Source organism: Succiniclasticum ruminis DSM 9236 (genome assembly GCF_900112895.1).
Classification (GTDB): domain Bacteria; phylum Bacillota; class Negativicutes; order Acidaminococcales; family Acidaminococcaceae; genus Succiniclasticum; species Succiniclasticum ruminis.
On record NZ_FONL01000004.1, the window covers coordinates 1 to 22457 of the forward strand.

21 protein-coding genes and 2 rRNA genes are annotated in these 22457 nt (G+C 48.3%); 22 read left to right on the forward strand and 1 reads right to left on the reverse strand.

Going from position 1 to position 22457, the window contains the following annotated elements:
* The 13 genes from BM159_RS04395 to BM159_RS04455 all read left to right on the forward strand — a co-directional run.
* Window positions 1-105, forward strand: a 23S ribosomal RNA gene (locus tag BM159_RS04395); the annotation flags it as partial.
* A gap of 76 nt (window positions 106-181) precedes the next feature.
* Window positions 182-298 (forward strand): 5S ribosomal RNA (rrf, locus tag BM159_RS04400).
* A gap of 424 nt (window positions 299-722) precedes the next feature.
* The gene (locus BM159_RS04405; RefSeq protein WP_093913062.1) at window positions 723-1235 is read left to right on the forward strand and encodes a QueT transporter family protein; all 513 of its coding nucleotides are present in this window, start codon (window positions 723-725) and stop codon (window positions 1233-1235) included.
* A gap of 111 nt (window positions 1236-1346) precedes the next feature.
* Window positions 1347-1844, forward strand: coding sequence for a preQ(1) synthase (queF, locus tag BM159_RS04410; protein WP_093913063.1), 498 nt, complete (start codon window positions 1347-1349; stop codon window positions 1842-1844).
* Window positions 1845-2092: 248 nt separating this feature from the next.
* Window positions 2093-3097, forward strand: coding sequence for a type I glyceraldehyde-3-phosphate dehydrogenase (gap, locus tag BM159_RS04415; RefSeq protein WP_093913064.1), 1005 nt, complete (start codon window positions 2093-2095; stop codon window positions 3095-3097).
* A 167-nt stretch (window positions 3098-3264) separates the two neighbouring features.
* A complete protein-coding gene (gene tpiA / locus BM159_RS04420; RefSeq protein ID WP_245763632.1) occupies window positions 3265-5199 on the forward strand; it encodes a triose-phosphate isomerase in 1935 nt (644 codons plus the stop codon).
* Between the two features lie 24 nt (window positions 5200-5223).
* On the forward strand, window positions 5224-6771 hold the full coding sequence (gene gpmI / locus BM159_RS04425) for a 2,3-bisphosphoglycerate-independent phosphoglycerate mutase (protein WP_093913065.1): 1548 nt from the start codon (window positions 5224-5226) through the stop codon (window positions 6769-6771).
* 30 nt (window positions 6772-6801) lie between these two features.
* Window positions 6802-8088, forward strand: a complete 1287-nt coding sequence (eno, locus tag BM159_RS04430; protein ID WP_093913066.1) for a phosphopyruvate hydratase — start codon at window positions 6802-6804, stop codon at window positions 8086-8088.
* A gap of 311 nt (window positions 8089-8399) precedes the next feature.
* On the forward strand, window positions 8400-8630 hold the full coding sequence (gene secG, locus BM159_RS04435) for a preprotein translocase subunit SecG (RefSeq protein WP_218149506.1): 231 nt from the start codon (window positions 8400-8402) through the stop codon (window positions 8628-8630).
* A 95-nt stretch (window positions 8631-8725) separates the two neighbouring features.
* Window positions 8726-10741, forward strand: a complete 2016-nt coding sequence (locus BM159_RS04440; protein ID WP_177205921.1) for a sodium-translocating pyrophosphatase — start codon at window positions 8726-8728, stop codon at window positions 10739-10741.
* 135 nt (window positions 10742-10876) lie between these two features.
* Window positions 10877-11716, forward strand: coding sequence for an alpha/beta hydrolase (locus tag BM159_RS04445; protein WP_177205910.1), 840 nt, complete (start codon window positions 10877-10879; stop codon window positions 11714-11716).
* 18 nt (window positions 11717-11734) lie between these two features.
* On the forward strand, window positions 11735-12136 hold the full coding sequence (locus BM159_RS04450) for a hypothetical protein (RefSeq protein WP_093913069.1): 402 nt from the start codon (window positions 11735-11737) through the stop codon (window positions 12134-12136).
* 119 nt (window positions 12137-12255) lie between these two features.
* A complete protein-coding gene (locus BM159_RS04455; protein ID WP_093913070.1) occupies window positions 12256-12882 on the forward strand; it encodes a hypothetical protein in 627 nt (208 codons plus the stop codon).
* Between the two features lie 174 nt (window positions 12883-13056).
* Here BM159_RS04455 and BM159_RS04460 read toward each other — a convergent pair whose 3' ends face one another.
* A complete protein-coding gene (locus tag BM159_RS04460; protein ID WP_218149507.1) occupies window positions 13057-14532 on the reverse strand; it encodes an ATP-binding protein in 1476 nt (491 codons plus the stop codon).
* A 330-nt stretch (window positions 14533-14862) separates the two neighbouring features.
* Here BM159_RS04460 and BM159_RS04465 point away from each other — a divergent pair, with 330 nt between their 5' ends.
* The 9 genes from BM159_RS04465 (at window position 14863) to BM159_RS04505 (ending at window position 22418) form a co-directional block, all read left to right on the forward strand.
* Complete coding sequence (locus BM159_RS04465; RefSeq protein WP_093913071.1) at window positions 14863-15258, forward strand: secondary thiamine-phosphate synthase enzyme YjbQ; 396 nt, start codon at window positions 14863-14865, stop codon at window positions 15256-15258.
* 12 nt (window positions 15259-15270) lie between these two features.
* Complete coding sequence (locus BM159_RS04470) at window positions 15271-16017, forward strand: alpha/beta hydrolase (RefSeq protein ID WP_093913072.1); 747 nt, start codon at window positions 15271-15273, stop codon at window positions 16015-16017.
* A 116-nt stretch (window positions 16018-16133) separates the two neighbouring features.
* Window positions 16134-16640 (forward strand): PaaI family thioesterase, encoded by a 507-nt coding sequence (locus BM159_RS04475; RefSeq protein ID WP_245763633.1) that lies wholly within the window; start codon window positions 16134-16136, stop codon window positions 16638-16640.
* Window positions 16641-16749: 109 nt separating this feature from the next.
* A complete protein-coding gene (gene rnr, locus BM159_RS04480; protein WP_093913073.1) occupies window positions 16750-19272 on the forward strand; it encodes a ribonuclease R in 2523 nt (840 codons plus the stop codon).
* A 111-nt stretch (window positions 19273-19383) separates the two neighbouring features.
* Complete coding sequence (smpB, locus tag BM159_RS04485; RefSeq protein ID WP_093913074.1) at window positions 19384-19854, forward strand: SsrA-binding protein SmpB; 471 nt, start codon at window positions 19384-19386, stop codon at window positions 19852-19854.
* Between the two features lie 28 nt (window positions 19855-19882).
* Window positions 19883-20656: a M48 family metallopeptidase gene (locus BM159_RS04490; RefSeq protein ID WP_143089391.1), complete on the forward strand. Its 774-nt coding sequence runs from the start codon at window positions 19883-19885 to the stop codon at window positions 20654-20656.
* Between the two features lie 203 nt (window positions 20657-20859).
* Complete coding sequence (rd, locus tag BM159_RS04495; RefSeq protein WP_093913076.1) at window positions 20860-21018, forward strand: rubredoxin; 159 nt, start codon at window positions 20860-20862, stop codon at window positions 21016-21018.
* A gap of 119 nt (window positions 21019-21137) precedes the next feature.
* On the forward strand, window positions 21138-21623 hold the full coding sequence (locus tag BM159_RS04500; RefSeq protein ID WP_143089392.1) for a DUF6935 domain-containing protein: 486 nt from the start codon (window positions 21138-21140) through the stop codon (window positions 21621-21623).
* A gap of 225 nt (window positions 21624-21848) precedes the next feature.
* A complete protein-coding gene (locus BM159_RS04505) occupies window positions 21849-22418 on the forward strand; it encodes a hypothetical protein (RefSeq protein WP_093913078.1) in 570 nt (189 codons plus the stop codon).
* Window positions 22419-22457 lie beyond the last annotated feature (39 nt).

Sequence of the window (22457 nt, forward strand, 5' to 3'; positions counted from 1 at the left end):
GTAAGCCAGTAAGACGCCTTGAAGAAGACAAGGTTGATAGGCCGGGAGTGTAAGTGCAGCAATGTATTGAGCGGACCGGTACTAATCCGTCGAGGGCTTGATTTAAAGAATGTAAGTGAGGACGAGTTAGTTTGTAAGTAGTTTCTTCTGTAAAGTTTTGAAGGTCTGAGAAGACGTTCGATCCGGTGACGATGGCTGAGAGGTCCCACCTGTTCCCATCCCGAACACAGCAGTTAAGCTCTCACGCGTCGAAAGTACTTGGCTGGAAGCGGCCCGGGAGGATAGATTGTTGCCGGTTAGACAGAAGCCCCCGCACATTACGTGCGGGGGCTTTTTGTGTTTTTATAATAGCTGGAGACGATTTACAAAAACGGAGAAAAAGTGAAACAAGAAAAATGCAAAAGCACTTTACAGAAGAGTAATAATCATGTATAATAAATAAACATTAAAATTTCATAACAGACAGTTCGTGACCATCCTGTCTCTAAATAAAACTACGGGCGCAATTGAACAGATACTGTCAGAGGATTTTGCCAATATAAGTCTGTGCAATGCATTAATAATTTACGCCTATAGTTATAGGCGTTTTTTTATGAAGAGTTTCGGTAATTTTTATACTAAGACAAACAGTAAGTTTTCTGTATCTAAGGCCGTGGAATTTAATTCATACGTGGTTACGTCCTGATGTTGCTTATCAAAATTTTGTTTGAAGAGGAGATATAATGAATCAGGAGTACACAAAAACACAAAAATTAACAATCAGCGCGGTTTGTATAGCTTTATATCTGGTTGTGATGCTCTGTACCCAGAGTTTTGCTTTTGGACAATACCAGGTCCGCATCGCTACCGCGTTATACGGTCTGTCGTACATTTTCCCGTTTTTAGTAGTTCCCTTCGGGATTGCCAATGTTATTAGCAATCTTTTGATGGGCGGATTAGGCCCCGTTGATGCAATCGGCGGCTTTATTATGGGCGTGCTGACCAGCGGCGCCATTGCTTTGGGCAAAAGATATGGTTTGGGTTGCTGGATTGTAGCGCTGTTTGTAACATTGCTTCCCGGCCTCGGAGTACCTGTATGGTTATCGTATTTATTAAAAATTCCCTATAGTGTTTTGGCAGTGAGTTTACTGGTGGGGCAGTTGATCTCGGGAATTACAGGTATGCTGCTGATCAGGGCATTGGAAAAGGCAGACGTTGCAAACCTGGTCTTTAGGACAGACCGGAACAGGAATTAATGACAATACTGAAAAAATAATTGATGCACAATAAGTGCACAGGTTCAGCAACACTACCCCTGAATAGGGAGTAGAAATACAACGGCATTATTGTTATATAAGGAGAAACCGATGACAGCAGGCAGAACAAAAAAGGATTTACAGGGTGTAAAATTACTAGGAAATAAGACGGCATACAGAGATGATTACGCGCCGGAGGTGTTGGAATGTTTTTCCAATAAACACCCGGAAAATGATTATTTTGTAAAATTTAACTGTCCGGAATTTACCAGCCTGTGCCCCAAAACCGGCCAACCGGACTTCGCGACAATTTATATTTCGTATGTTCCGGATCAGAAGCTGGTGGAAAGTAAATCGCTGAAGCTGTATCTCTTCAGCTTCCGCAATCACGGGGATTTTCACGAAGACTGTGTGAATATTATTATGAAGGACCTTATCCGCTTATTAGATCCCAAGTACATAGAGGTCTGGGGAAAATTCCTGCCCCGGGGTGGGCTATCCATTGACCCTTATGCGAATTACGGGAAGAAGGGAACCGATTGGGAAAAAACTGCCCATCAGCGGCTGCATTTTCACGATATGCAGCCTGAAATGGTTAATAACCGGTAAGTATCACAAAGACTGTTACAGCTAAATTTACTCTTCACTTTTAAAGGATGCTATGTTACAATATTCTTGAGAGAAGAGTAAATTTTCTTTTTATTTGCGGCAGACCTTTGCGACCTGCAAACAGATGGCTGCAAATGGGAAGAAAACAATAAAATGTCAACAAATATGGCATTTCTCACAGTGTTAACCGGCTGTGTTTTGAGAGTTATCAAAAGATTTAAATTTATTATTTTAAGGAGGAGTTTAGCATGGTAAGAATTGGTATCAGCGGTTTTGGTCGTATTGGTCGTCTGGCATTGAGAAGGATCCTGACCCTTCCTGATGCAGAGGTTGTGGCTATTAACAACCGGACAGTCGGCGAAATAATGGCGCATCTGTTAAAATATGATTCCGTTCATGGGACAATGAAGGAAGATGTGGCCTGGGAAGATGGCTTCCTTGTGATTGACGGCAAAAAGATTCCGGTTATCAGCGAGACGGATGTTACCAAAATCCCCTGGGGCAAATACGGCGCGGATATCGTGCTGGAATGCACCGGCAAATTCAAGGATTCGAAAGAAGCTCAGGCCCATATTGATAACGGCGCGAAGAAAGTTATCATTTCCGCTCCCGGTAAAAATGAGGACATCACCATTGTTATGGGTGTAAATGAGGAGAAGTACGATCCTGCAAAACACCATATCATTTCCAATGCTTCCTGCACCACCAACTGCCTGGCTCCCTTTACCAAGGTACTGCTGGAGAAATTCGGTATTGAAAGTGGTCTGATGACAACTGTTCATTCCTATACCAATGACCAGAAGATTCTGGACGTAAGCCACAAAGACCTGCGCCGCGCCCGCGCTGCTGCCATGTCCATCATTCCTACCACCACCGGCGCTGCGAAAGCGGTAGCCCTGGTACTGCCGGAACTGAAAGGCAAACTGAACGGCTTTGCCCTGCGCGTTCCGACTCCGGACGTATCTCTGACGGACCTGACGGTAAACCTGTCGAAAGACGCTACCGTTGAAGAAATCAATGCTGCGTTAAAGGAAGCGGCGGAAGGCGAATTGAAAGGCATCCTGGGTTATACGGATTTGCCGCTGGTTTCCAGTGATTTCATCGGCTGTGAGGTTTCCTCTGTTATTGACGGTCAGTCTACTATGATGATCGGCAAACGTCTGGCAAAAGTGGTTGCCTGGTACGACAACGAATGGGGTTATTCCTGCCGTTTGGTTGACCTTGCTCTTTACGTTGGCAAAAAAGGTTTATAATTGACAGCAAGTCGGCGTCCTTCTGCAGGGCGTCGGCTTTGTTTGCATTTTAGGATAAATGTTGTTTTTTCGCTTTCAAAAAGCGATTATTCGCTCTGTTGCAGATGTAAAAACTTTAATTGATTAAATAAAAATCTGTCAACATATAGCAGATTTTTGAAAGGGGTATGATTTCTTTGGATAAAAAAATCTTGTCTGATTTGGATGTTGCCGGCAAAAAGGTGCTGGTGCGGGTCGATTTTAACGTGCCCCAGGATGCCGAAGGCAACATAACGGATGATAACCGTATGGTGGCTGCGCTGCCTACCATCCAGTATCTGCTTGACCATAAAGCGGCCGTAATTTTAATGAGTCATCTGGGCCGTCCGAAGGGAGAGCCTAATCCCAAATATACACTGAAACCGATTGCGAAACATCTGGAAGAACTGCTGGGAAAACCTGTTGCCTTTGCGGAAGACTGCATCGGGCCGGCAGCAGAAGAAGCTGCGAAGAAGCTGGAGACCGGTTCCGTATTGCTGCTGGAGAACCTGCGTTACCATAAAGAAGAAGAGAAAAATAATCTTGAATTTGCGGAGAAGCTGGCTTCACTGGCAGATCTGTATGTGAATGACGGTTTCGGCGTATCGCACCGGGCACATGCATCAGTGGAAGGCGTAACCCATTTCCTGCCCAGCGCGGCAGGTTTCCTGCTGGAAAAAGAAATACGTTTTATCGGCGACGCCGTCAACAATCCGGAGCATCCGTTTACTGCGATTATCGGCGGCGCAAAGGTTTCGGATAAGATTGGCGTAATCGTAAACCTGCTGGGCAAAGTAGACACACTGCTGATTGGCGGCGGCATGGCCAATACGTTCCTTGCGGCCAGAGGTATCCCCATGGGTAAATCCCTGGTGGAAGAAGATAAGATCGAAGAAGCAAAACGTATCCTGGCAGAAGCTGCAGTGAAGAATGTAAAGATCCTCCTGCCTGTTGATCTGGTGATGGCAGCAGAGTTCAAACCAGATTCCGTGTATGAAGTGTCTGCGCTGGATGATCTGAACCAGGACTACATGGCCCTGGATATCGGTCCGGAAACCTGCAAACTGTATGCGGATGCGGTAAAAGATGCCAAACTGGTAGTTTGGAACGGGCCGATGGGCGTATTCGAAATGGATGCGTTCTGCAAAGGAACGGAAGCGGTTGCCAAAGCCGTTGCGGACAGCAATGCAGTCAGCATCGTAGGCGGCGGCGACAGCGTGGCGGCTATCAAAAAGATTGGTCTGGAAGATAAAATCAGTCACATTTCCACCGGCGGCGGCGCTTCCCTGGAATATCTGGAAGGCAAAGTGCTGCCGGGCGTGGAGGCGCTGGATGAGGTGCGGCGCCCTTTTGTGGCCGGTAACTGGAAGATGTACAAGACCGTTGGCGAAGCGGTCGAACTGGCCCAGGATCTGGTTACCGAAACGAACGGTACTGTCAATGAAGTCGTGATTTTCCCGCCTTTTACTGCGTTGGAAAGTGTAGCGGAAGCCATTGACGGTAAATCGGTGGGCTATGGCGCGCAGGATTTGTGCTGGGAAGACGAAGGAGCTTTTACCGGTGCTGTGTCCGGCGCCCAAATCGCGGACATTGGCTGTGAATACGTGTTGGTAGGCCACAGCGAACGACGTGAAATTTTTAAAGAGGACAACGAAATCATTGCAAAGAAAATGAAAGCTGCGTACCGCAACCAGCTGAAACCGGTACTGTGTGTCGGCGAAACAGATGCGGAACGGAAGCAGGGCGCCACCAACGCCAAAATTGATGGACAGTTGAAAAGTGCGCTGGCAGGGATTTCAGCAGAACAGGCGAAACTGCTGACCATAGCCTATGAGCCCATCTGGGCGATCGGCACCGGCAATACTGCAACGGCGCAGGATGCCCAGGAAGTCTGCCTGTTTATCCGCAACCAGTTGAATGAAATCGTTGGCGAAGAAGTTGCAAGGCATATCCGCATCCTGTATGGCGGCAGTGTAAAAGATACCAATGCGGCCCAGTTCTGCATCAACGGAATTGACGGAGTACTGGTGGGCGGCGCCAGCCTGAAAGCGGAAAGCTTTGCAAAGATTGTCCGCAGTTTTTAATCATGGCAGTTTGAAGGAGAACAAATGGCAAAGAAGCCGGTAATGTTAATGATTCTGGACGGCTGGGGCATTGCTCCGGCCGGTCCTTACAATGCGGCGACGACAGCCCGTACCCCGCACCTGGACAGTTACTTTGCGAATTATCCAAACACAAGGCTGGAGGCCAGCGGGGAAGATGTGGGGCTGCCTGCAGGCCAGATTGGAAATTCGGAAGTAGGGCATTTGAACATCGGGTCGGGCCGGATCATTTATCAGGATCTCTCCCTGATTTCCCATGCCATTAGAGAAGGCAGTTTCTTTAAAAACCAGGTGTTGCTGGATGCGCTGCGGCATGCAAAAGAAAAGGAAAGTTCCCTGCACCTGATGGGGCTGTTCAGCGATGGTGGTGTTCATAGTCACATCGATCATCTGAAAGCGCTGCTGGAGATGGCAAAGACGGCAGGACTGCAAAAAGTCTATGTACATGCTTTTCTGGACGGCCGGGACGTGCCGCCCCAAAGCGCCATTCCTTATGTGCAGGATCTGGAAGCTTTTATGAAGGAAAAAGGCATCGGCTGTTTTGCAACGGTCAGCGGCCGTTACTATGCCATGGACCGGGACAAACGCTGGGAACGTCTGGAAAAAGCCTACCGTAACATGGTACTGCGGGACGGTGCAGTTTTTGCTTCTGCTGCAGAAGGTATTCAGGCTTCTTATGAAGCGGGAGTTAACGATGAGTTTGTAGTACCGTTCTGTGTAGCGCAGAAAAATGAAGTGGCTGACGCGGGAGAGAAATCTGCTGCCTGCATCCGTAAGGATGACAGCGTGATCTTCTACAATTTCCGCCCGGACCGGGCCCGGGAAATTACCCGTGCGCTTCACGATGAAGAGTTCCCGTATTTTGAGCGGTCTGCTGAAGCGAGGCCGGTGCATATGGTTGGCATGACCCAGTATGATGCCACCATCGACATTCCTACAGCGTATCCGCCGGAACATTATGAAGATACGCTGGGCGAAGTGTTGGCGAAGAACAACTTGCAGCAGCTGCGTATTGCGGAAACGGAAAAGTACGCTCATGTAACCTTCTTCTTTAATGGCGGCGTGGAAGAACCTAATGCCGGAGAAGACCGGATCCTGATACCGTCGCCGAAAGTCGCGACCTACGATTTACAACCGGAAATGAGCGCGCCCCTGGTAACGGAAGCGTTGCTTAAAGCACTGGACGAAGATAAATATGATGTAGTGATCCTGAATTTTGCCAATCCGGATATGGTAGGGCATACCGGTATTATGGAAGCTGCGGTAAAGGCCATGGAAACCGTGGATTCCTGCGCCGGAAAGATTGTAGAAAAGATTCAGGCGCTGGATGGTGTAATTTGTATTACCGCGGATCACGGTAATCTGGAAAAGATGCAGAACGAAGACGGAACGCCCTGCACGGCTCACACTACAAACAAAGTTCCGTTTATTGTCATCAGTAAAGAGAAAGTTAAACTGCATGAAGGTCGGCTGGCTGACATTGCGCCTACGCTGCTGCAGTTTTTGAAGATTCAGCAGCCGAAATCCATGACAGGAAAGAGCTTAATTGATTAATATTTAAAGAGAAAGGATAAGGTGGTAATCATGTCTATTATTACGCAAGTCTATGCACGAGAAATTCTGGATTCCCGCGGCAATCCCACTGTTGAAGTAGAAGTAATCCTGGAAGACGGCACTATGGGCCGCGCTGCGGTTCCCTCCGGTGCTTCCACCGGTGTGCATGAAGCGGTAGAATTACGGGATGGCGACAAGAAGCGTTATGTTGGCAAAGGCGTTATGAAGGCGGTGGAAAACGTAAACGACATCATTGCCGAAGCGCTTATCGGTCTTGATGCCACCCGCCAGATTGAAATCGACGAGTTGCTGATTCGTTTAGACGAGACTCCCAACAAAGCAAAGTTAGGCGCCAATGCAATTCTGGGCGTATCCATGGCAGTAGCCAAAGCGGCGGCCAACTATGTGGGACTGCCTCTGTACCAGTATCTGGGCGGCACCAATGCACATGAACTGCCCGTTCCCATGATGAACATCCTCAATGGCGGTTCCCATGCGGACAACAATGTTGATATCCAGGAATTCATGATCATGCCGGTAGGGGCGAAGAGTTTCAGCGAATGCCTGCGCATGAACGTGGAAATTTACCACGCCCTGAAAGGTATCCTGAAGGCCAAAGGCCTGAGCACCGGTCTGGGTGACGAAGGTGGTTTTGCTCCGAATCTGGAATCCAATGCGGAAGCGCTGGACGTAATTATGGAAGCGATTGCCAAAGCCGGCTACAAAGCTGGTAAAGACATTATGCTGGCCATGGACGTAGCTGCCAGCGAATTCTACAAAGACGGCAAGTATCATATGCTGGCGGAAGGCGCTCCCAAGACCAGCACCCAGATGGTCAACTACCTGGCAGATCTGGTTGCGAAATATCCCATTATCTCTATTGAAGACGGCCTTGCTGAAGACGACTGGAAAGGCTGGGCTGCCCTTACCAAGAAGCTGGGCGGCAAAGTTCAGCTGGTAGGCGACGACCTGTTCGTTACCAATGCGGCACGCCTGCAGATGGGCATCGACAAAGGTGTGGCCAATGCTATCCTGATCAAAGTGAACCAGATTGGTACTCTCACCGAAACCTTCCGGGCTGTGGAACTGGCAAAACGTCACGGCTATACTGCCATCGTTTCTCACCGCAGCGGTGAAACAGAAGACGTCACCATGTCTGATATCGCAGTAGCGCTGAACGCCGGCCAGATTAAATCCGGTGCGCCGGCACGTACCGACCGTGTGGCTAAATACAACCAGCTGCTGCGCATTGAAGAAGACCTTGGCCCGGCTGCAACCTACGGTGGCATGGAAGTGTTCTACAATCTGAACAAATAATTTGCAAACAGATGGGAATGGTTGTTTAGCAAATCAAAATGCAGATTCAAACGGTAAACATCATTTACTGATCGAAACAAATGGGGGAACTGTGTTAAAGCAGTTCCCCCATTCTTTTAAAGATTGTAACATAGAGGGGTTTTCGTTTCAGGTGTAATGAAACAGTAAGTTTTATGGTGAATTAACCTTTGACAAAATTCTGTGAAAAAAATTTGTCATTTATTATTGCCACGTTGATAAAGGTATGGTAAAATACTGTGGTACTAACACAGAGTATATAATCATATAATATGAAAAAAGGAGGTAAGTAAATGCTGGTAACTGTCTTGATGGTAGTGGACTTTATCGTCTGTGTCGCCCTGATTGCGGCTGTGCTGATGCAGACCGGCAGAGGCGCAGGCCTGTCCAGTTCCTTCGGTGGCGGTGATGGTACCTTCTTTGGCAAGGGAAATGATCTGGATACGATTTTGTCTAAGGCGACGATTGCGCTGGGGACTGCATTTGGTGTCATCACGTTAGCTCTTGCCAAGCTCAATGCATGACCATAGTTTTATTAATAAAGGGTTTTACCCTTTAAAATTTTTAAATTATATTTTTATTTTTGTCGAAAGGGGATAACATCTTGAGTAGTTTTATCATGTTTTCCATTGGCGCCGGTATCCTTGCGCTTTTGATCGCTGCCATGCTGAGCAGCTCTATCATGAGGGCGGAAGCCGGTAACGCACTGATGCAGGAAATTTCCGGACACATCCACGAGGGTGCCATGGCTTTCCTGTACCGTGAATACAAAGCACTGGCTGTATTCATCCTGGTTGTTGCAATTCTTATTGGCATTTTCCTGAAACCCATGACCGCAGTCTGCTTCGTTGCAGGCGCAATCTTCTCCATTCTGGCCGGTTACTGCGGCATGAACGTAGCTACCAAAGCCAACGTCCGTACTACCGCGGCCGCTGAGCACGGTATGCCCCAGGCGCTGCAGATTGCGTTCTCCGGCGGTTCCGTTATGGGCCTGGGCGTTGTCGGTCTGGGTATCACCGGCGTAGCGCTGGCCTTTGCACTGTTTGGCGAGAACGGAGCAAACATGGACATCGTAACCGGTTTCGGTCTGGGCGCTAGCTCCATCGCGCTGTTCGCCCGTGTAGGCGGTGGCATTTACACCAAAGCGGCCGACGTAGGCGCCGACCTGGTAGGTAAGGTTGAAGCCGGTATTCCGGAAGATGACCCCCGTAACCCCGCTACCATCGCAGATAACGTAGGCGATAACGTAGGCGACGTTGCCGGTATGGGCGCCGACCTGTTTGAATCCTATGTAGGCGCAATCATCTCTGCCCTGACTCTTGGCGCTGTTGCGTTCAAAGGCGGCGAAGGCGTTCAGTATCCGTTCTTGCTGGCTCTTGCCGGTATCGTTTCTTCCATCATCGGTATCCTGTATGTCCGTCACAGCAAATCCACCAACCCCCAGGGCGCGCTGAACACCGGCACCTACATCGCCGGTATCCTGACTATCGGCGCGGCTGCTTATCTGTCCAACTCCCTGTTTGGCAATATGAACGCTTTCTGGGCGATTGCTGCCGGCCAGGTTGTAGGCCTGCTGATTGGTAAGATTACCGAAGTTTACACCTCTGCTGATTACAGTTCTGTTAAGAGAATCGCTGATCAGGCAGAAACCGGTCACGCAACCGTAATCATCGCAGGTCTGGCAGTTGGTATGTATTCCACCTTCCTGCCTATCGTATTCATCTGCATCGCAGTATTCATTGCGTTCTTCGTAATGGGCGGCATGGCCAATCCGGCGTTGGGCATTTACGGTATTGCCCTGTCCGCAGTCGGCATGCTGGCCACCACCGGTATTACCGTAGCGGTTGACGCTTACGGTCCTATCTCCGATAACGCAGGCGGCATTGCGGAAATGGCAGAACTGCCCGCAAGCGTTCGTGAAATCACCGATACCCTGGACTCCGTCGGCAACACCACTGCTGCTATCGGTAAAGGTTTTGCCATCGGTTCTGCAGCGCTGACTGCACTGGCTCTGTTCTCCGCGTACTCTCAGGTTGTGAAGCTGAAAGCCATTGACCTGCTGGATCCGGTTGTTCTGATTGGCGTATTCATCGGCGCCACCCTGCCGTTCGTATTTGGTGCTATGACCATGGAATCCGTAGGTGAAGCTGCTAACGAAATGGTAGTGGAAGTCCGCCGTCAGTTCCATGAGATTCCCGGCCTGCTGGAAGGCAAGGCCCGCGGCGACTATCGCCGTTGCGTAGATATCTCTACTGCTGCTGCACTGAATAAAATGATTGCCCCCGGCGTCATCGCTATTGCGTTCCCGATCCTGGTTGGCATGCTGTTAGGGCCTGCCGCTCTGGGCGGAATGATTGGCGGCGCGCTGGCTGCCGGCGTACTGCTGGCTATCATGATGGCCAATGCGGGCGGCGCATGGGATAACGCGAAGAAGTACATTGAATCCGGCGTACACGGCGGCAAAGGTTCCGACCCGCACAAGGCGGCGGTTACCGGTGACACTGTAGGCGATCCTTTCAAAGATACTTCCGGACCGGCTATGAACATCCTGCTGAAGCTGATGACCATCGTTTCTCTGGTATTTGCTCCGGTGCTGGCTGCTCACGGCGGCATTCTGCTGGGAATGTTTAAATAATATGAATAAAATTTAAAAGGACTGCTTTGGCGGTCCTTTTTTTATGCCTGAAAGTAGGGTTGGTATGATATAATGGAATTGGAAACCATGAATTTGTATGCGCATAAATTTCAATTTACATTTGCGGAGGCAGCCATGACCAGAATCATTCCCAAAGAAGCAGGTGCGTTTTTTCTGCAGGGCAGCAGGGACGCAGGTATATTGCTGGTTCATGGTTATACCGGCGCTCCGGCTGAAATGCGTATGTTAGGTGACTATTTGCAGGCAAAGGGCGGTTATACTGTGCAGGGCGTCTGTCTGGCCGGACACTGCGCAACGGTAGAAATGCTTGAGCAGACCACTTGGCACGACTGGTATAAAGCTGTGGAAGACGGAGTGAAAAAATTGCACCGACACTGCCGCCATATCTATATAGCAGGGCAGTCCATGGGCGGCCTGCTGGCCATCAAAGCTGCGTCAGGGCTTCCTCTGACGGATTCTTCGGAAGGATTGCTTATCAATGGAAACAGGGAAGATCCGGCAGAAAAACGTGCAAAGACCTGTTCTGTGGAAAAACTGATACTGCTGGCAACGCCAGTATTTTTACAGGACTGGCGTGTTCCTTTCGTAAAACTTTTGCGTTATTTTATTCCGCGTCTGTACACAGGTCAGCACAGTTACAACGTGCCGGAAGAATATATGCAAGGCTACACGGAGATGCCGACGAAACCGGTGCCAAGCCTTTTGGAACTGATAGAGCTTTGTAAAAAAGAATATCTGGGGAAAATAAAAATACCTACCCTGATTGTGCAGGGGAACGCGGACCGTACAGTAAAGCCGGAAAGCGCGACATACATTTACGAACACTTAAAACGTGTTCCGGATAAGCAGAAAGAACTCCTCTGGCTGCCGAAAGCAAGGCATGTGGTGACACTGGACGATGCACGGGAAACGGTGTATGAAAAGTGCCTGGAATTTATTGAAAAGCAATTTTGAAACAGGGAGGCTGTGCCGATGTTGTTTGATTTGATTGCTCCCACACCGCTGATTCCCGGAACCAGGATTTTTGTAGACTGGGCGGAAATAGAAGAAGCATTTCTAATGGCAGCGTTGCTTACCGTGCTGATAGAAGTTCCGTTATTTTATTTTTGCGGTTACCGCAAACCAAAAGAACTGGCAGGCTTTGCTGTTGTTAATATTATCAGCAACCTGCTGCTGAATGAATTTTTGGAACAGGATCCTTTTGACTGGTTTTGGGTGGCTGTTGTCTTGGGAGAACTTGCAGTGATACTGCTGGAATTTTGCCTGTGCTGTTATTTCATCCAGGGTGACAGGAAGAAGCTGTTCTGGACTCTCGTGTTGGTGAACGTGTGCAGCATCGTGCTGGGTGAAATTCTGTTTTGGTTTTATTATTAATCAGTGATTCTTTATGTTTCTGAATGTGAGTTATTTTCGCATCGTTATTTGATACAACGGTTTATTCTATAAACTTTTTAAATAAAGAAGTAAAAGAAAAGTATAAAGGGGGATTTAACATGAAAAGACTTTTAACATTATTTATGACAGTTCTTTTAATGGTTTTATTTGCTTTGTCTGCAGGCGCTGCAAACCGCGCGGAATTAGATGCTGCGCAACGGGACAAGCTGGACATCTTCTTCAGTAATTTTGCGGAAGCGCATGTGGGGAGTTTTGTGGTGAACAACGAGATTCCCATGGATTCTTTTGTCAATTTCGGTATAAGACACAATCTGATTAACCGTAAGTATGACCTGGTGAATGTAAACGACGGGTACTGGGGCGTGAAGAAGGAAGCGGTAGAGGCTGCCATTTATAAATATTTTGGCCGCAGCATCCAGGCTGCTTCGTCCCGCCAATACACACTGACGAATGATCTGTATATTGTTCCCAAAGCCGGTGGGGAAGCCTTTACTTTTGCCCAGGTGGCGGATTGGAACGAAAGCGGGAACGGTGTGTGGACAGGCTTGGCCAATGTTTACACCGCTTCTTCCGGGTTTACCGGAAATGTGCACGGCACGGTTGAACAATGGAGAAGGGAAGCGCCGGAAGATGTTCCTGCACTTACCGGCCGCTATATGTTTACCGTGACCCGTTCGCCTGCTGATGCGGAACGCTATGTGTTGGTGGACTGGCTGGGTCAGTAACCGGATCCGGCAATAATTGTATTGGTACTAAATAACGGATTGTCTGGAAAAAACAGAAAGCCTTCGCTGCCATGGCCGACAGCGAAGGCCTTGTTTATTTTGCGGCTGAAACCGGGAAACAAATGAATTCTGAATTACAGATCTGCGTTACAAACTATGAAGGCGGCCTGATATTTATTCTTTCACACTCTGCAGTGCGTTTATAATTGCATCGCGCTTTGTTTCATTATATACTTTTTCCTCGTAACCGTGTTCAATCTGGCGGAAGTACACGTTACGCATGTTGTTGGTGCGGGCAATGCTCTTCAGCTGTACATAACGGTCCTTCGGGTCGGTGCTGGTGAAAAACAAAAACTTTTTATTGATGACTTCCAAAGGCCGAAGGTTGTGCGCAGTGAAGATTAGCTGGCCTAAGCCTCTATCCGCAAAAATCTCCAGCATTTCACCCCAGATATATTCAAAGATTCCTGCGTCAAATTCGTCAATGGCAAGAGTGAAGGAAGGGTCATTATAAGCAGCGGTAAAAAGGCTCAGCATGGAGATAAGGCGGCGGACCCCGTCGGATTCGTCTCTCAGAGGCAATACCACCCCTTTGCGGTGGGCAATCGCTTCCACCATTTGCCCGACAGAACCATCCTTCATGACAGGCCGGGCGATGGTGCGTAGCTCGATGGACAGGCCGGGGATTAACTGCTCAATGACTGTATTCACCTTGGAGATATATTGGTCAACGACTTTAAACATATCCTGAGGCATGGCAGTGGGGCGGTCCATCTGGATAGGGAAGGAACCTGCCGGCGTGTGCAGCAGCAGTGCCAGATTCAGACGGATCAGGCCGGAGGAGCGGGTGTTGACTACAAAGAAATAGTTTAACCCGTAATAGTTCAGTTCCAGTATCACCTGCAGATATTCAGAATAATCAGCGCATTCTTTCAAATACTTCAGTGTTTCCGGCATGAAGATGAAAGACTGGGAACGTTTGCTGGCCAGCCTCTTGTTTACTTCGAGATCCACTGCCTTCTGGTTATTTTTATCCGGGCCAATCATGAACTTATGGCGTGATTTAGGTCCGAAAGGACGCTCGTCGCCTGTGGTGTCAATAACCGGATTCATGCGCTGGTCGCTGCCATGGAAGGGACCGGACATACTGAGGACTTCGTTAAAGATACAGACCCTTTGGCTGGAAAAAGGAAGCGTGTTGAAATCAGGGGAGTCACCAAGCCCTGATTCTGTGTCAACCGCATTCTCTTCCGCTTTCATACAGAACTCATACATGGCTTTGCGTATGCGGCCATCCTCGTATTGCAGTTCGAACTGGAAAGAAAGCTTTGCGGACTCCGCATTCTTGTTGACACATTCAGAAAACAGGTTCTGCACCTTGCTGCCCCGCAACAGCTGTTTTAAAATGTACAGTGCCTCGATCAACGCCGTTTTGCCGGAGCCGTTCTGTCCATACAGACCCAGGATGTCGGATTGGGTGCCGTATGGGACGAAATATTTGCCGCAGTTGAAATCTATTTCGCCAAACTCTACGTTCTTGAAGTCCTGTAAAACGATCTTTGTGATACGTACTACAGGAAGACGTGCGCCGTGCTCATCCGTGATTAAAATGTTTTTTGATTTAGATTGCATCTGTAATGACAGTTTCATAAAATCCTCACTTATAATAAAAAATAAAAACAAATAAAAAATAATAATTGGCAAATAATTCCTTAAAATATTCTAACACAAGTTTGGATTCAAATTCAATAATTGATTTCAAAATATAAATTTTAGTATATTATAAATATGATCAGCGTTAGGGAAAAAGGGGGAATTGTATCGAAATATGTGGTAAAATATAAATAACAGGACAATTCTGCAAATCCGGACGATATAATGAAAAACGAAGAAAGATTATGCCAGATTGCGAAGGAAATATACAAAGATTTCGTTTGTTAGACCTTAGCACATGAAATGTGAGGCTGGAAAGGGGCGTCTATGTTTATCAAATTGGATGTAACGACAAAAAATCATACCGAGTTGCAGGATATTACCCGGCTGATACAGAAAGCCGTTACGGACAGCGGTGTAAAAGATGGGCTCTGCATTGTGTTTATCCCGCACACGACTGCGGCGGTCACCATCAATGAGAATGCGGATCCTGACGTGGTGAAAGATTTTACGAAAGAAATCAATAAAATCGTTCCCTGGGAAGACGGATACCTTCACATGGAAGGAAATTCCGCAGCTCATTTGAAATCAAGTATGATTGGTTTTTCGGAACAGATTATCATAGAGAATGGCAGACTTGTCCTGGGAACCTGGCAGGGCATTTATTTTTGCGAGTTTGACGGGCCAAGGCCTCGGAAAGTTTACGTTAAGATCATAAATTAATTTGGAGGCTTTATGAGACAGAATTTTACCATTGCCGGACCGTTTGGCAAGTTAAGTGGCGTGATCAATTTGTGTGGGGAAGAGCTGGGACGGCGTCATGTGCTCGTGATGGCCCATGGATTCCGGGGTTCGATGGATGGAGCCGGACGAGCTGCCACATTGGCGGATGAAATCGGGGAAAATATTTGCAGCGTGGTCCGGTTCAATTTCAGCTGGTGCACCATGCTGAGCAATCAGGTTGCGGAACTCAAAGCCGTTTTGGATTTTGTCCGCGAAACGATGCAACCGGAAAAAGTATTCCTGCTGGGACGCAGTTTCGGCGGGGCTACGTGCATTGTTACAGCCTGTGGGGGTGAGAATGCGTATCGACCTTACGGCATGGTATTGTGGTCTGCGCCCAACAGTCTGAAGCAAACTTTTATACAGGTGCTGGGGGAAGATGCATTTCAGGAAGCGTTGCATGGTAAGACCATTGTTTTGGACGATGAAAGGGGACACGATGAAATTCCGGCAGCGTTTGTTACAGATCTGTTCCATTATGATGTGGCGGAGCTCTTAAAAAAATGGAAAAAGGGTCCATTGTTAATCATCCACGGGGAAAACGATACCACTGTCACGCCGGACCAGGCAAAAGAGAATTTCGAAATTGCCGGGGGCGAAAAGCAGTTGCATTACATGGAAGGCGACAATCACCATCTGGATCTGCGCTTTAAAGAAGCCGGTGAATTGGTGAAAAGTTGGCTCAAGAAAAATATCTAAAAAGATGAATTTAATATCTAATAAAACTAAATGACGCAACAATAAAGTCTAAATGACGCCACAAATTATTCGAATAATCGAACTGGGTGAATGATAAAATTGGGAGGGGAACTGATATGGGAGAAATACAGAACCAGGTTGTAACGCAGCACTTACAGATGAACGAAACAGAAAAAAAGCTTCTGGCAGCGGAAGAGGAAAAGTACGGCAGGAAGCTGGTGGAAATGTCGAAAGACCAGAAATACGGTATGTGTTTTGCCTGCGGGGAGCAAAACCCCATAGGACTTCATTTACATTTTTTCTGGATTCCTAACGGCGTGCTGGCATTTTTTACGCCGAGGCAGGAACATCAGAGTTACGACGGACGGATGCACGGCGGTCTGATTACTGTACTGCTGGATGAGATTATGGGAAATTACATTTTTAAGAAAGAAGGCGTGCCTGCCTATACGGCACGCATCGACCTGCGTTTCCGCACGCCGGTAATGATTGGCAGTACCATACGCTGCGAAGGGCACGAAGTAAAACGAAAAGGTCGTCTGGTAATCATGGAAGGTGTTATAACCAATCCGGACGGGACTGTAGCAGCGGAGGCCACCAGTACTTTGATGCTGGAAAGATAGACAAGGATGGAGCGTGAATGGCCCCGTTTCATAGTTTCGTTGATGCCCTTCCACAAAGAAAAAGAAAGAACAGCTGAGAATATAAAAAAACAGCAAAGGATTGTTGAATATGGCTACACTCTCACTGAAAGATAAGATTATGGCTTTCATGCAGCGGGAAAGTTACGCTCCCATGACGGCGGAGGAGATGATATTCGCCATTCCCGTCAAAGAAGAACCCATGCATGAATTCTGGGATGCCATCATGGAACTGGAAAAAGACGGCTATGTGGTAAAAACCCGTTTTGAGACTTACGGCCTGCCGGAAAAGATGGGACTGGTGGCCGGGCGGTTCCAGTTAAGCAGCAAAGGGTTCGGTTTCCTCATTCCCGATAACAAGGGAACAAAGCCGGATGTATTCATACCGCCCCGTAAGCTCCACGGTGCCATGAACAACGATCGTGTCATGGCCCGTATCGACAGCCATGCGCCGGGCCGCCGGCCCGAAGGAGAGATCATCCGTATTATCCAGCGGGCCAACACCAGGGTGGTGGGTATATTCAAACGCACCATGGATTTTGCGTTTGTGATTCCTGACGACAAACGGATCGGCAGCGACATTTATATTTTACGCAGGAATTTTGGCGGCGCGGCCAACAATCAGAAAGTGGTTGTGGAAATTACGGATTGGCCCACGGAAGAACATAATGCGGAACGTCGAAGCGCAGAAGGCCGTGTGGTGGAAGTGCTGGGCTACGTAGGTGACCCGGGACTGGAAATATTGTCTATCATCAAGCAGCATGATCTGCCTTTGGATTTTCCGGAAAATGTGAAACGGGCGGCGGCCCGGATTCCGGACGAAATTCGGGAAAAAGACTGGCAGGGCAGGGAGGACCGGCGGGACTATCCTGTCGTGACGGTAGACAGCGAAGACGCCAGGGATCTGGATGACGCGGTGTATGTGCGGCGTCTGGATAACGGGCGTTACCTGCTGGGGGTTTACATTGCCGACGTCAGTTATTACGTGAAAGCGAAAACCCTGCTGGATCAGGAAGCACAGGAACGGGGCACCAGTGTGTATCTGGTGGACCGGGTACTGCCCATGCTGCCCCAACGGTTAAGCAACGGCATCTGCAGCCTGAACGAAAAGGAAGACCGCCTTGTTATGAGCTGTGAAATGGAAATCGAAGCGGAGACGGGCCGGATTGCAAAATACAGGATATTCCCGGCGGTGATCCATTCCCATCACCGGCTCAGCTATAATCTGGTGCGTGCCATTCTGGAAGAGGGGGACAAAAAGGCCAGAGAAGATTATGAGGACATCGTTCCCATGTTGGAAGAAATGCGGGAACTCTGCCGCATTTTGCAGAAGAAGAGAGCCCGGCGCGGCGCCATTGAGTTTGACCTGCCGGAGCAGAAAGTGATATTGGATGAAGCCGGTAAGCCGTTAGATATTAAACAGCGTATTCACGGACTGCCGGAATCCATCATTGAAGAGTTTATGCTGGCGGCCAACGAAACGGTGGCGCGACATCTTTCCATGCTCCAGTGGCCCTGCGTGTACCGGGTCCATGAGTCTCCGGCGGAAGACAAGATGGAAGGACTGGGCAAACTGCTGCAAAGCTTCAATGTGAAACTGCGCATTCCCAAAAACGGGGAAGTGCGTCCCAAAGATGTGCAGGCAGCCTTGGCGGAAATGAAAGAGCGGCCTGAAGAACGGCTGGTGAACACGGTAGCCCTGCGCTGTATGCGGCAGGCCGTGTACCAGACGGAAAACATCGGACACTTCGGGCTGGCCGCGGAATACTATTGCCACTTTACGTCGCCTATTCGCCGTTATCCGGATTTGCTGGTGCACCGTATTTTGCACGCCTGGCTGAAAGATCCGGACCTGACGCAGCATTTGTCTGCGCTTTCGGAAGACAGTCTGGAAAGTATGGCGGAGCATTCTTCCGTACAGGAGCGCAACGCAGCGGAAGCGGAACGGGAAACCGTGGATTTAAAGAAAGCCGAATACATGCTGGAACACATTGGAGAAACCTATGAAGGCGTGATCTCCGGCGTGACCTCCTTCGGTATGTTTGTGGAACTGGCCAATGGAGTGGAAGGGCTCGTCCACATGTCCAGTCTCACGGATGATTATTACGAATTCATTGAAGATCGTTACTGTCTGACGGGAACCCATACCGGCAACACCTACCGGTTGGGTGACACGGTGCAAATCGAAGTGCTGCAGGTGAACATGGAAGACCGCAGTATTGATTTCATTATGGCCGGGGAAAATGATGCCATGCGGGATTATATTAAGACACAGCTTGGCAGCACCGGAGACCCTGGAAGACCGGACCACAGGGGCAACACCCGGCGTGGTGGCAGCAGAATGAAAAAGTCCGGAGGCATTGCAGGGCAAAGGGCGGAGGGTTCGGGTAAAACATATAAATCCGGTCACAGCAGTGTGGCCGTTTTACTGGAAGAAATCCGTCAGGACGCGGCCCAGGCTACCGGCGGCGGACACAGGAAAAACAAACGGCGTCACGGCAGCCACGAGCAAGTTAACGGTGTGACACGTCCTTATGCCAAGCGGGGCAAGGGCGGTATCGGCGGTAATAAATACGCGGGCATGAATAATAAGAAAAAACGGAGACGGAGATAAAGGAATTTTTGCATTTTTGGTGAATATTATTTAGTAAAGTAAATAATGCAGCCAGAAAAATACGTCGCATTATTTCACATATATCCTTTTCGTATTTTTTCAGGAGTTACTATGGCGGAAACAAAAATCAAAATCATTACGGAAAACCGGAAAGCCCGCCACGATTACAATATCGTGGAAGCGATGGAAGCCGGCATGGAGTTGGTGGGCACTGAGGTAAAATCGTTGCGGGCAGGCAAGGTCAATTTAAAAGACAGTTTTGTACGGATTAGCAAAAAAGGGGAACTGGTTGTGATGAACATGCACATCAGTCCTTACGATTTTGGCAATTACAATAACCACGATCCGTTACGTACCAGGCGTCTGCTGATGCATCGTAGGGAAATCGATCGGTTGCTGGGTAAAGTTAAGGAAAAAGGTTATTCCCTTATTCCCCTGAAGCTGTATTTCAAGCGTGGCTTCGTGAAAATGGAATTGGCGCTTTGTACCGGCAAGAAGATTTACGACAAACGTCGCGATATGGCAGACCGGGACGCGAAGCGTGAGATGCAGCGGGTGCTGAAGGAACGGAATAAACTGTAGTTAGGATACAATCAGGACTGGTTTAATATTGAGACGAAGACCAAGTGAAGTAGAAGAACATCAAATCGGTGAAATTGAATATCTGCTGCAGTATAAACGAATCCGTCGTATGTACCTCCGGTTAAGACCTCAGGAGGCAAAGGTGTTTGTGACAGCGCCCTATCATACGCCCCTGTCTGAGGTGGAACAGTTTGTTTCCCGGAACCGGGAGTGGATCCGGCGGCAGCAGCAAAAGCAGGAGCAGATGATACCGAAACCGGTTCATTATTATGTGACCGGGGAGCAGGTATATGTCTGGGGAAAAGCCTATGAATTGCTGGTGCTGACTGACCAGGAGATGGTTCACCAGTTGTGTGGGGAAGAAGCCGCAGAAGCGTTGCAAAAGCATGGCATGGCTGCGGTAAAAATTGAAAACACGAAATTATTGTTAGCCTGTCCCGTGGATTTTGATGCATCAAGACGGGAACAATGCCTAGACTTGTGGCTGAAGCGCCAGATGGAAGCTTTTTTGCCTGCCGTCTTTCAGGGCTGCGGGTCCCTGGTGGGCAAGCGGGAGTCCAGCTGGTATGTGCGTAAGATGAAAACCCGCTGGGGAACCTGTAATATTAAAACGGGGCGTATCTGCATCAATTTAAACCTCGGTCATCTGCCGCCGGAATATCTGAGCTACATCGTGACGCATGAACTGACCCATCTGTGGGAGAAAGGGCACGGTGAACCGTTCAGGGCGCGGATGGACCTGTACTATCCCAAATGGCGGGAGCGTCGTCAGGAAATCGGGAAACTGGCGTATATGTTGTAAGGAAACATGAATTAGTTTCAGTTTTCTAAATACTGGCTCTGGAAGTATCGGCAGCAGGAACCGGAATCCGGCTTGTAAATAATCCAAACTATGCATTTTCCAACGTCTGTTTCTATGATATAATACACATAAATGATGAGTTGGTTACTTATCTTTGTATTTTTGTGTTTTTTACCGGTAGTAATGCAGAAAGGAGCATGAACATGAAAAAATTTGTGTGCAACGTGTGCGGTTATGTATATGACCCTGCGGAAGGCGATCCGGATAACGGCGTAGCGGCAGGTACTGCATGGGAAGATGTTCCGGAGGAATGGGTCTGCCCTTTATGCTCTGCCCCCAAAGAAGATTTTTCGGAAGAATAAATGATTTATGATTACGTAAAGCAGAGGTGACGTGTAACATGAAGATGAAAAAGGTTCTGTTAGGCGCATTGCTTTTGACGTTCCTGTGTTCATGTGTGCCCGGAAAGGCGGTTAATGCTATGGAAAGCAAGAAAGTAGTTCTTAACCCGCTGCCGAAATCTTCGGCAGAAATCAAACCTGCAAATACGCCGCAACAGACTGCTGCCTATGCCATTGCCGCATTGGTCCGGTATACGGAGAATGCAGAGGCGGGAATTGCCATGTTGGATGTACTGAGAGGGCCCCGTCCTTTGAATAATTTTAACAAGCAGTTTCTACGGGATCAGCTACGGGGTAAGGAATATACGGCAAAGTCCTATTTTGACGGGGCGAACCCCGACAACAATTACACGCCGTCCATGCCTTATACGCTCACAGTTTCCGAAACTCCGTACAGTTATCAAAATAAAGATTACGCTCAGTTGTGGGTAAGGAGCGGTGGCGCAGATAATCCCAGGCCGATTACCATGCGGTTGAAACCGTCAACCGGCGAGTGGTATCTGTGGGAGTATGAAGGGCTGCTGGCGGGAATCCGTATTCCGGCAAAAGATGATCCCTGGAAATAAAGGCATATAAGTTTTTTGAAAAAGGTTTGGTTTAAAGGAAAATAAAACAAATCAGGGTTGCGGCACATTGCTGCAGCCCTGTTTCCTTAACTTCACAGATTTTTTGTTTTTATTTTCATGTAATTGCAAAGGCATTGTGGTATAATCAATAAATAATAATCATACTCTGGTTGTGGGTTAATGCTGTTTTGTTTTTGCTGAATGACTGGAAGGAGGATTTTCTGTATGAAAAAGTTACTGTTGGGGTTGTGTGTCCTTTTAACGTTATGCACTTCGGCGTTTGCTGACGAAGTCGACAAATCAGATGTTGCAACGGATTACCAGGCGGTTTTGGGCGGAGGAAACGCTGTTGTGGAATTGACGGATCATACCGTGATGGCTGCGGTAGCGAATTTAAAAGTATATCCGAAATTGAACGGGGTCATCCTGCCTTCCGGCCTGAAAAACTATTTTGTAATCCGTACGGGCAAAGAGCAGGCTTTTCTGATTATGCCCCACTATAAGAAGACACGTATAACCGTCAGGAAAGCGGCAACCGGTAAGAAAGAAGGAACATTAAAGGGCGAAATGGAAGGCCGTTCTTTGGTGTTGTTCTGTAACAAGGGTGACGCGATGATTGATATGCTGGTCCGCAGCGGCTATGGTATCCAGCTGATAAACTTTGTGCCGGAAGCAGAAGAAATGCAGGAAAACGGACAACCGGGCGGAATGATAATCCCGGAACGCAGACAACGCTTCCTGAAAGATGTTACGGGTCGGATTCGTCATGACGGAGAAATAATCAAGGTGGAATAATATTCTAAAAGTTATTTGTTAAGCTTTAGATAGTTGCAC

What these genes read in the sequence shown, in the direction of transcription:
- BM159_RS04405 (WP_093913062.1), top strand. Translation starts at nt 723, where the DNA reads ATGAATCAGGAGTACACAAAAACACAAAAATTAACAATCAGCGCGGTT.
- queF (WP_093913063.1), top strand. Translation starts at nt 1,347, where the DNA reads ATGACAGCAGGCAGAACAAAAAAGGATTTACAGGGTGTAAAATTACTA.
- gap (WP_093913064.1), top strand. Translation starts at nt 2,093, where the DNA reads ATGGTAAGAATTGGTATCAGCGGTTTTGGTCGTATTGGTCGTCTGGCA.
- tpiA (WP_245763632.1), top strand. Translation starts at nt 3,265, where the DNA reads ATGATTTCTTTGGATAAAAAAATCTTGTCTGATTTGGATGTTGCCGGC.
- gpmI (WP_093913065.1), top strand. Translation starts at nt 5,224, where the DNA reads ATGGCAAAGAAGCCGGTAATGTTAATGATTCTGGACGGCTGGGGCATT.
- eno (WP_093913066.1), top strand. Translation starts at nt 6,802, where the DNA reads ATGTCTATTATTACGCAAGTCTATGCACGAGAAATTCTGGATTCCCGC.
- secG (WP_218149506.1), top strand. Translation starts at nt 8,400, where the DNA reads ATGCTGGTAACTGTCTTGATGGTAGTGGACTTTATCGTCTGTGTCGCC.
- BM159_RS04440 (WP_177205921.1), top strand. Translation starts at nt 8,726, where the DNA reads ATGTTTTCCATTGGCGCCGGTATCCTTGCGCTTTTGATCGCTGCCATG.
- BM159_RS04445 (WP_177205910.1), top strand. Translation starts at nt 10,877, where the DNA reads ATGACCAGAATCATTCCCAAAGAAGCAGGTGCGTTTTTTCTGCAGGGC.
- BM159_RS04450 (WP_093913069.1), top strand. Translation starts at nt 11,735, where the DNA reads ATGTTGTTTGATTTGATTGCTCCCACACCGCTGATTCCCGGAACCAGG.
- BM159_RS04455 (WP_093913070.1), top strand. Translation starts at nt 12,256, where the DNA reads ATGAAAAGACTTTTAACATTATTTATGACAGTTCTTTTAATGGTTTTA.
- BM159_RS04460 (WP_218149507.1), bottom strand. Translation starts at nt 14,532, where the DNA reads ATGAAACTGTCATTACAGATGCAATCTAAATCAAAAAACATTTTAATC.
- BM159_RS04465 (WP_093913071.1), top strand. Translation starts at nt 14,863, where the DNA reads ATGTTTATCAAATTGGATGTAACGACAAAAAATCATACCGAGTTGCAG.
- BM159_RS04470 (WP_093913072.1), top strand. Translation starts at nt 15,271, where the DNA reads ATGAGACAGAATTTTACCATTGCCGGACCGTTTGGCAAGTTAAGTGGC.
- BM159_RS04475 (WP_245763633.1), top strand. Translation starts at nt 16,134, where the DNA reads ATGGGAGAAATACAGAACCAGGTTGTAACGCAGCACTTACAGATGAAC.
- rnr (WP_093913073.1), top strand. Translation starts at nt 16,750, where the DNA reads ATGGCTACACTCTCACTGAAAGATAAGATTATGGCTTTCATGCAGCGG.
- smpB (WP_093913074.1), top strand. Translation starts at nt 19,384, where the DNA reads ATGGCGGAAACAAAAATCAAAATCATTACGGAAAACCGGAAAGCCCGC.
- rd (WP_093913076.1), top strand. Translation starts at nt 20,860, where the DNA reads ATGAAAAAATTTGTGTGCAACGTGTGCGGTTATGTATATGACCCTGCG.
- BM159_RS04500 (WP_143089392.1), top strand. Translation starts at nt 21,138, where the DNA reads ATGGAAAGCAAGAAAGTAGTTCTTAACCCGCTGCCGAAATCTTCGGCA.
- BM159_RS04505 (WP_093913078.1), top strand. Translation starts at nt 21,849, where the DNA reads ATGAAAAAGTTACTGTTGGGGTTGTGTGTCCTTTTAACGTTATGCACT.